Below are 1,175 nucleotides of genomic sequence, written 5' to 3' on the forward strand. Positions count from 1 at the left end.
CCTAAGCTTGCAAAAGATTATATTCTCAAATAAACAGAAAGAACAAAAGAGCGGACTAAGTTTAATATAGCCATAGTGCTTCGAGCACGTCAACATAGTTAATCCCCGCTCTTTTTATATCCAAGTACGATTAGTTCTTTAGGCCCATAGAGCCTGTTTTCAGGTAGCTGTATCAAGGATACTTGTTCTTTCATAAATCTTAAAAGTATGGAAGTTATAGGAATAGACGTATCCAAGCAAACGTTTGATGCATGGACACAAGAGAAAGGACACCAATCCTTTGGAAATAACAAAGAAGGATTTAGAGCTTTTTTTAAGTGGGTAAAGGCAGGACACTGTGTAATGGAATCAACCAGTACATATCATTTTCAGTTAGCCTTGTATTTGTTTGAAAAGGGAGTGAGTGTAAGTGTAGTAAACCCATTACCCGTTAAGCGATTCATGCAAATGCGGCTACAACGTTCAAAAACAGACAAGAGTGATGCAAAGATGCTTGCTGCTTATGGCGAATATGAACAACCAAAGTTTTGGGAGCCAGAACCATCCTATATGCAAGAAGGAAAGCAAATACTCGGTGTTTTGGAACTGTACACACGTCAACAAACAGCATTAAAGAATAAGTTGGATAACTTGAAAAGTGGAGGGCTGAAAACAGGAGTAATGATTAGTAGTATAAAGCTTCAAATCAAGAGAGTAAAAGGAGAGATAGAAAAGCTGGAGAAAGAGTTACAGAGCATTCTAAAGGACAATTCTCAAAAGGAGATGACCCAATTAATGAGTATACCAGGTATAGGGAAGAAGACAGCTTCTATGCTATTGGTTTACAGCAATGGCTTTAAAGATTTTGAAGAGTATAGACAATTCATTGCTTATGTAGGTTTATGTCCAGTACATAGGCAGAGTGGAACAAGTGTAAAGGGGAGAAGTTATATCAGTAAAAAAGGCAATAAGACATTACGGAATCACTTGTTTTTATGCAGCTTCACAGCTTGTCTCCATAACCCACAATGCAAAGCGCTGTATGACAGGTTAGTTGCAAAAGGAAAGTCGAAGAAGCTAGCACTAATAGCAGTAGCCAATAAGCTCATAAAACAGAGCTTTGGAGTGATAAAGAATGATCTAGTTTACGATCCGAATTATGTGAGCAGAAGAGCAGCTTAAAAATATAGTTTTTT

At 37.4% G+C, this 1,175-nt stretch carries 1 protein-coding gene; it reads left to right on the top strand.

Annotated features, from left to right (window positions below; all coding sequences use genetic code 11):
* The first annotated feature begins 207 nt into the window (after window positions 1-207).
* Window positions 208-1,161, top strand: coding sequence for an IS110 family RNA-guided transposase (locus FRX97_RS12140; protein ID WP_147015488.1), 954 nt, complete (start codon window positions 208-210; stop codon window positions 1,159-1,161).
* Window positions 1,162-1,175: the final 14 nt, after the last annotated feature.

The sequence above is a fragment of the Luteibaculum oceani genome (assembly GCF_007995015.1).
Taxonomy (GTDB): domain Bacteria; phylum Bacteroidota; class Bacteroidia; order Flavobacteriales_D; family Luteibaculaceae; genus Luteibaculum; species Luteibaculum oceani.